Origin of the sequence: Francisella philomiragia subsp. philomiragia ATCC 25015 (genome assembly GCF_000156715.1) — a bacterium.
In the GTDB taxonomy this organism is placed as follows: Bacteria; Pseudomonadota; Gammaproteobacteria; order Francisellales; family Francisellaceae; genus Francisella; species Francisella philomiragia.
On record NZ_DS999316.1, the window covers coordinates 494427 to 502984 of the forward strand.

Genomic DNA, 8558 nt, shown 5'->3' on the forward strand with positions numbered 1-8558 from the left:
CTAATCTAAACATTCTAATAATAACTCTGTAAAAGATATATACTCTAAATGTCCATGATATGACAGACCTATCTGACAACTACGGTTAAAACTAACACCGATTTCACAATCACTGACTTGTGGTTTAAGAGACTCTAAACTCGTGGCATTTAACTCAGGAGTTGTAAAGCCTTTATCTCCGGCAAATCCACAGCAGTAGATTTGCTCAGGAACAATTACAGAAGTACTACATTTTTTCAGTGCTTTTAGATATTTATTATCAATATTCTGCTTACGTGTAGAGCAATCAATATGCAAAGCTATTTTACTAAACTTTTTATTTAAATTAATAGCATCTAGCTTATCTATAATTAGACTGTTGATATTTATAATATTTAAATTTTGATCTTTAGCAAAATTAGCACAAGAGCTATTATCAGTCACAACATAATCATATTGAGTATAATCTATACTTTGCTTCAATAAGTCCTGAGATACATGTTGCTGAATAAAATTTGCTTGTGAATGATACATCTGACCACAGCACTGACTACTTGTTTTCTGCGGGTAATTAACTTCAAAACCTAGTTTTTCTAATATTAATTGGCTCGGATACTTTGCATATTTTTTATTACTTGCAAAAATTCTATTTGGACAAGCAGGCAATAGTAATACTTTTGGTTTGGTATTCTCTTTCGAAGAGTTGATAAAGCTTGCTGATTGAACTTTTGGCATAGTTTCTAGATATACGGGAATAGATTTAAAATTATTATGTAATAACTTAGTCATATTCTGGAGATTTTTCTTTCCAACTAGATTGGCTGCTAAATTTCCTAACCTAACTTTTTGTTTTGCTTTATTTATTTCTTTGTCATGATTAACTAGCTTATTTTGTAGTTTTTTCTGACTAAGAATAAAATCACCAGTATCAATATCAACAGGACATCGTGTCTTACAGAGACTTGTTGTAGCACATGTTTGTATACCGTAATAATCATAATCTTTGAGCCATTGTTGTTTTTGCTCATTACCTAGCGTTTGAATTTTACGCGCAACAGTATTTCTTTGTCTTGGAGTTAAACTCAAATTTCTTGATGGACAAACTGGCTCACAAAAACCACACTCCATGCATTTATCTATTTTTTCATCAACACTATTTAGCTCTTTAAGATTCTTAATGTGTAAATTCTTATCCTTCGTAAGTTTAACATCTGAATTAAGAATATTTTTGGGATCAAAAAGTTTTTTAATACGCCACATAATATTTAAACATTTATCACCCCATTCCACTATCGCAAATGGTGAAATATTTCGACCACTGCCATGTTCTGCCTTTAGTGACCCATTATATTTTTCTGCAACTAATGAAGTAATATCTTGCATAAATTGATCATACTCAATTAACTGCCTTTCATCATTAAAATCTGGAGTAAGGACAAAATGAATATTGCCTGCTAAAACATGACCAAAAATTGCTGCATTAGTATAGTTATATTTGATGAATAATTCTTTTACATCTGTTATTAAACTAGGTAAGTCAGATATTTTTACTGCGATATCCTCAATCAATACAGTACTACCATTTGGTCTTTGTCCAGCGATTGTAGGCAAAATACCTTTCCGTGCCTTCCACATAGTTTGAATATCTCGTTCATCTTGCCTAAAACCTACTTGATGAACTATATTTGCCCGCTCAATACTTTGATTTACTATATCAAGCTTGCTATCTAAACTACCTTGACTATCCTCAGATACTTCAACCATAATTGCAGCAGTATCAGTATTTTCAAAATTTATCAAAAAGGGTTGTAATTCTGCCACATCTGCTACTGACTTTAATGATAAGTTATCAAGTAACTCAACAGATGATGGAGCATAAGGCTCTAATTGTGTAGTAAGTTTTACTAGTTCATCAAGACTTCCATATATTAAGTTCAAGGCTTTAAATTTATGATCTGCCACTGTATTTAATGTTACATTACTCACAAAACCAAGAGTACCTTCTGAGCCAATAATCAATCTTTCTATGATTTTTATGGGATCATCAAAATCTAGAAAAGCATTTAAACTATAGCCACTAGTATTTTTTATTGAGAATTTTTTTTTAAGAAAATCAACAAGCTCTACATCATTTTTGATTTGATTATGAATTGATAATATTGAACTTATAATATCTTGATTATTATCTTTAAAGTTTTTAATACTATTAGAGTCAGATGTATCTAATATCTGACCATCTGAAAACACAATCCGTATTGAATCTAAAGTTGCATAAGAATTTTTGGCTGTGCCACAACACATCCCACTAGCATTGTTTGCAATAATACCACCAATCTTAGCACTATTAATTGAACCTGGATCAGGACCAATTTTACGATTATATATTTTAAGATATTTGTTAGCATTTTCTCCTATTATGCTCGGCTCAAGCTTAATCTTTTGACCATCATCAATAATTTGATAATCTAACCATGCATCAGATGCTAAAACCACAAGCACTTCATCCGTAACTGCTTGACCAGAGAGACTAGTTCCAGCCGCTCTGAACGTTAGTTTAATATTATACTGATTAGCTAATTTAATGATCTGTATTACTTCTTGCTCTTTTTTTACAATAAGCACTAATTTAGGTACCATTCTGTATAAACTAGCATCTGTAGAATATGCGTAACGAAGTAGCTCATTTTCAACAATTTGATTACTTTTTAGATGGCCTCTTAACTGGGATTTAAATTCATTTAACATTAGAAAGAATCTGTGGATATATACTTGATGAAAGTATACCTAAGATTATACTGAAGATTAATTATTTTTCAGTAAATGAAATATATTTAGCCAAATCACGAATATCATTTTTATTTTTGAAATTTGACTTATGTAACCATATTTTGATTTTTTTATTAGAACCCTGCTGAACTGCGTAAATATAGATCCAAGCATTTATAATAATGTACTTTCTGATATCCCAAAAATCAGACTCATTGCTATTTATTATAAATATTAAAGATTCATTATCTGATTCATTTGGTAATAAAATTGCTTCGATTACTTGCCTATTTGGTCGAGATTCAAAAAATATTGATAATAGAATTAAAAATCCACCTAAATAAAAAATAATGTTTTGGTTATAAATAAGCACCAACCACAAAACTTGTTAGAAATATCAAACAAGAATAAACGATTGCTCTATACTTTCGCGACTTGTTGATTTCTAATCGCTGCATATATCAAAATTTATATTAGATCATATCCAAGTGACTTCAGAGCTCTTTCATCATCTGACCAGCCACTTTTTACTTTAACATGTGTCTTAAGGTTAACTTTCATACCAACTAATCTTTCGATATCTATACGAGAATCAGTACCGATTTTTTTAAGCTTGGTTCCTTTTGCTCCAATAACTATGCCTTTCTGACTGTCTCTTTCGACAAGAATACTAGCATAAATATCAACTATGCTTTTTTCTTGATCAACCTTATAGCTATCTATTTCTACAGTTATTTGATACGGTACTTCATTACCTATAGTTCGCATAATTTTCTCACGAATTATTTCAGCAACCATAAACTTAATACTTCTATCAGTAATTTGATCATCTTCATAGAAAAAATATTCTGATTCAGGTAAAAGCTTCTCTATTCTTGACTCAAGTTCATTTACATTATGTCCTTGCTTAGCAGATACATATATCACATCATAAAAGCTTAATTTCTCTTTAATTGACTCAATAAACATTGAAGCTTCCAATGATTTTTTCTTATCAACTTTATTAACAACTAAAAATATTGGAACTTGTGAATATTTTAATTTCTCTACAATATTATCTTCTAACTCAGTCCATTTGCCTAACTCAACCACAAATAAAATCACATCAACTTCCTTTACCATAGCTGTAGCGGCTTTATTCATAAACTTATTAATCGCTTTAGGTTCATCTATGTGGATACCTGGAGTATCAACGTAGATAAACTGAGTATCTCCAAGAGTTTTAATTCCCGTTATTTGATGTCTTGTTGTCTGAGGTTTGCGTGAAGTAATACTAATTTTATATTTTAGTATGTTATTTAGTAACGTTGATTTACCAACATTTGGTCTACCAATAATTGAAATATAGCCACATCTTTTCATAAAAGCTTTACAATAGAAATAATATATTTAATTTTAGCAGGTATGTGCTTTAGAGTCGAAAATATTTAGTAAAGTTTTCAATATAGAAGATTGTAATCTAACAATTTTTGTAGACTAAAAATCACTTAGAAACATGTCGTTTAACAAACCTAGAAAGTCTACTCATAGCCTCTTCTAATTCTGGCATTTCATTTGCACAACTTATTCTAGCAAATCCAGACAAGCCAAATGCTGTTCCTGGCATCATTGCAACATACTCTTCTTCAAGCAACGCATTACACAACTCTATATCACTGCTAAAGCCAGTATGCTTGATTAAATCGCGAATATCTGGAAAAAGATAAAAAGTACCATCTGCTCTTTTGACATCGATATAAGGCATATCTTTCAAGCACTTGGTAACAAATTGCTCTTTCTGCTTATATGAATCAGCAAAATATTGCAAATCCTGAGACGGCATTTGCATAGCAGTAATGGCTGCATACTGAGATATAGAACAAGCACAAGTGGCCGATTGTGATTGAAATTTTTTCATTGCATCGTTTAACAATTTTGGAGCAATAGTAAAACCAACCCTCCATCCTGTCATAGCAAAGTTTTTTGAAACTCCACTAGCAATTACATATCTATCTGCTAGATCAGGAGCTACTTCTGTTATTAGAGTAATTCTATTATTAAAATAAAGCTGATCGTATATATCATCACCAATTATCCAAATATTAGGATATTTTCTGAGCAAGTTAGCTAAATCTTCTATGCACTTTCTTGAATAAATTAATCCCGTTGGATTGTTTGGCGAGTTAATAATAACAGCCTTTGTTTTTTCTGTAATATGTTTTTCTAAGTCTGTAACATCTATCTCAAAACTATTCTCAAATTTAGTTTTAACTACAACAGGCTTAGCTCCTGTAAGAGCAATCATATCTGGATATGACACCCAGTAAGGAGCGAAGAAAATAGCCTCATCTCCTTCTTCTAAAATACAGTTAAATATATTGTGTAAACTATGCTTAGCTCCAGATGTTATACAGATTTGATCAGCAGCAAAATCAACGCCATACTCTCTTTTATATCTAGCTGAAACTGCTTCTCGTAGCTCCTTAAGACCATCTACATTAGTATATTTTGTAATATTATTATTGATAGCTTCTATACCAGCTTGTTTTATGATATCAGGAGAACTGAAACCCGGCTCTCCGATAGCAAGCGAAATAACATCATGACCTTGATCTTTAATTTGTTTTGCTAATGCTGCCATCGCATTAGTTGGTGAAGTCGAAACATTCTGAATCTTTGTATTTAGTGATGCCATTTTAGTTCCTTATAACTTTTCTACTTTAAACTCATTATGTTTAATCTCAATACAAGAATAATTATCTATATATGTGTACAAGTCAGAATCAACTAGGGGCTCTGATAGTACCAGATATCCATTTTTGAGCTTATGCTTTTGTGACAGTTTTAGAGTTTCTATAATATCTTTATAACTTATATAGTATAACGATGGTTGGTCACCAATGGTAGACATTTTTAGCGAATATGATGTATGTCCATTGGAATATGCAATACTTGCTTTGACCTTTTCTTTTAGACCATTTCTAGCTTGGATCTTAGTTATTTGCTCAATAGATTTAGCTATAGCTAAAGTTGGATTATCATCAATACCATTTGAAAGCGCTAATAAAAAAATAGCTTCTGAATCAGTAGAACCAAATCTTGCTTTAAAATACTGAGGTTTGATATGTTGTTCAATCTCTTGACGAATATCATCAAAATCACCTATAGAGCCATTATGCATAAAAAGATGATTATCAAATACAAATGGGTGAGAATTTACTCGAGATGTCGGAGCAATAGTACTTGCCCTGATATGTGCCATAAAGTTTCTACTTTTGATATGCTTAGCTATAGATATCAAATTTTGATTATTCCAAGCTGGTAGTGAGTCCTTAAAAACTCCTGGTTCTTTGTGCAAACTTGTATACCAACCGATACCAAAACCATCGCCATTAACAGAAACAGCACCTTGAGATGAATGTATACTTTGATGTATAAGTGAGTTCTCAGGGTCTACTAATAAATCACTCATTTTGATTTTATCACCATGGTACATTAACCATCTACACATAAGGTTATTCTCCTTTAGCTTTCCAGTGACTAGTACCTCTCAAATAAACAGGAAAGGTTTCTTGTGTTAAGCTTTGAGTTTCTTTTTGCTGCTGATACTTATCAAAAATATACTCTACAATATTACCCACATCAATCTTAAAATCTCTATTAACTATTTCTAACTCAGCAATAGATTCTCCTATTAATTCATAACCTGAATATAGTTCTTGTGAATATTCTTCAAGTTTATAAACATTCTCAGAGATTATTTGATTTGTCTGCAAATTATAGAGCCCCAAATAAAAATCACCCATTTTAGCATCGAGAATTACTGCTACTTTTTCGGATGCTGCTGGTGTACTTTTAGCTAAAGCAAACATACTTGAAAATCCTATAATAGGAATATCTAAGCCAACAGCGAAGCCTTGACTAATCGCTGCAGCAAGTCTTACTCCAACAAAACTACCAGGTCCAACACCATAAGCTATGAAATCTAGAGACTTAATATCAGTACAAGAACTATCAAAGACACCTTTAATCATTTCAAGTACATACTTATTGTGCTGACGAGGAATTTCTCTAGTATCGTTATATACTTGACCATCTACAGATAATACTATAGAACAATACTTACTCGATGTGTCTATTATTAAAAACTTCATCTTCTAATTAAATACCTGTTTGATTTGATAATACTTATCTAAAACAACAAGATCAGCATCATAGCCAACTTTGATATTACCCTTTTTAAAACCCAAAGATTTAGCTTGATTTGTACTTGTCAGCTTAACTGCATCATGTAAGCTACAGTTTGTAAATTTAATAAAATTTTCTAAAGCTTTATTCATTGTTAATACACTTCCTGCTAACACACCATTTTCTAATCTTGCTTGACCATCTTTAACTATAACTTTTTGACCTCCAAGATCAAATACACCCTCTCCTGCGCATTGTGCTGACATTGCATCTGTAATTAGAGCAATATTATCACTACCTTTGATTTCATAAGCAAACTTAACCATATCTGGATGAAGATGTATACCATCGACTATTAGTTCTGCTAAAACTTTCTTTGACATCAGTAGTGCCGTAGCGGCACCTGGATTACGGTGATCGATGGGACTCATTGCATTAAATAAATGTGTAGCATGTGAACATCCATGATCTATCGCTTCTAGAGCCTGCGCCATAGTACAGCTTGTGTGGCCAATCGAACTGACAATATTATGATTATTACAAAAATCTATAACTTGCTTAGCATTTTCTATTTCTGGAGCAATTGTTATTTTTTTGACTAAATTATTACAAGCATTGTGCCAACTTGCCATCTTAGCAACATCTGCCTGCTGCAAATAATTTGGATTCTGCGCTCCAATTTTACCAGGAGATATAAATGGGCCCTCTAAATGAACCCCAACAATTTTTGAACTGTCTGTATGTTGATGTGAATTATAAGATTTGATTGCATTCATTGCTCTTAAAATATGGTCGTTTGAAGCTGTCATTGTTGTAGCAAGATAACTTGTAACTCCCTGCTTATATAGTGATTTTGATATTGTCTGTAACGCATCTATATCAGCATCCATAACATCTGCGCCCATTGATCCATGTATATGAATATCTATAAACCCTGGAATTACATAATCATCAGAGCTTAGTTCTATTACAGGCAAATTATATTCAGCGACCTTTATATCTTCATCTATAGCACTTATAACATTGTTTTTGATTACAATATCCTTATGTTGAAAACCATTCTGAGCATAAATTTTGGCACCTTTTATAATATAACTTTGCATATAGTTTCTCCAATGGGTAAAATCACACTCTATATTAACCAAATTTATATTTTTTATCCACAATGTTACATTGGTTTCCTGGGCATATGCATAAAGCTACCAAAGAGTTTCGCAAAAAAATGCCTTCTACTGATATTGCTATTGAAATAGTTGATGCACGTATTCCTGACTCTAGCAGTAATCATGTTTTAGAAGATATTGTTGGTGACAAACCCATAATAAGAATTTTGTCAAAAAGTGATCTAGCTGATCCTCTAATAACTAAACAGTGGCTTGATTTTTATAAAGGAAGTGCTATCGCAGTTAATACCTTAGAAGATAAAAATATAGTAAAAAGAATACTTGATTTAGCTCAGAAAAAATGTCCCTCAAGAGGAACTGTCTTAAAACCTACAAGAGCTATTATATTTGGATTACCTAATGTTGGAAAGTCAACAATGATAAATAAGCTCGCTGGTCGTAAAGTTGCTAAGACAGGAAATGAACCAGCTGTAACTAAACTTCAGCAACGTATTGATATTAGTAAAAATTTCATGATTTTTG

General features: G+C 31.8%; 8 protein-coding genes. 1 reads left to right on the forward strand and 7 read right to left on the reverse strand.

The genetic code is table 11. The features are described 5' to 3' along the window. From FTPG_RS07840 to nagA, 7 genes are all read right to left on the reverse strand, one after another. Positions 1 to 2724 (reverse strand): FAD-binding and (Fe-S)-binding domain-containing protein, encoded by a 2724-nt coding sequence (locus tag FTPG_RS07840; RefSeq protein ID WP_004287904.1) that lies wholly within the window; start codon positions 2722 to 2724, stop codon positions 1 to 3. Between the two features lie 61 nt (positions 2725 to 2785). Further along, complete coding sequence (locus FTPG_RS07845; protein ID WP_234367134.1) at positions 2786 to 3118, reverse strand: hypothetical protein; 333 nt, start codon at positions 3116 to 3118, stop codon at positions 2786 to 2788. A 95-nt stretch (positions 3119 to 3213) separates the two neighbouring features. Next, a complete protein-coding gene (gene era, locus FTPG_RS07850) occupies positions 3214 to 4107 on the reverse strand; it encodes a GTPase Era (protein WP_004287906.1) in 894 nt (297 codons plus the stop codon). A 121-nt stretch (positions 4108 to 4228) separates the two neighbouring features. Next, the gene (locus tag FTPG_RS07855; RefSeq protein ID WP_004287907.1) at positions 4229 to 5419 is read right to left on the reverse strand and encodes a pyridoxal phosphate-dependent aminotransferase; all 1191 of its coding nucleotides are present in this window, start codon (positions 5417 to 5419) and stop codon (positions 4229 to 4231) included. Between the two features lie 9 nt (positions 5420 to 5428). Then, the gene (locus FTPG_RS07860) at positions 5429 to 6235 is read right to left on the reverse strand and encodes a class II glutamine amidotransferase (protein WP_004287909.1); all 807 of its coding nucleotides are present in this window, start codon (positions 6233 to 6235) and stop codon (positions 5429 to 5431) included. A 4-nt stretch (positions 6236 to 6239) separates the two neighbouring features. Further along, a complete protein-coding gene (gene tsaB, locus FTPG_RS07865; protein WP_004287910.1) occupies positions 6240 to 6878 on the reverse strand; it encodes a tRNA (adenosine(37)-N6)-threonylcarbamoyltransferase complex dimerization subunit type 1 TsaB in 639 nt (212 codons plus the stop codon). A gap of 3 nt (positions 6879 to 6881) precedes the next feature. Beyond that, complete coding sequence (nagA, locus tag FTPG_RS07870) at positions 6882 to 8015, reverse strand: N-acetylglucosamine-6-phosphate deacetylase (protein ID WP_004287911.1); 1134 nt, start codon at positions 8013 to 8015, stop codon at positions 6882 to 6884. 62 nt (positions 8016 to 8077) lie between these two features. On the opposite strand from nagA, the gene FTPG_RS09910 reads away from it, so the two are divergent. Beyond that, positions 8078 to 8558: GTPase (locus FTPG_RS09910; protein ID WP_035722604.1), on the forward strand; the 481-nt coding region annotated here is incomplete at its 3' end.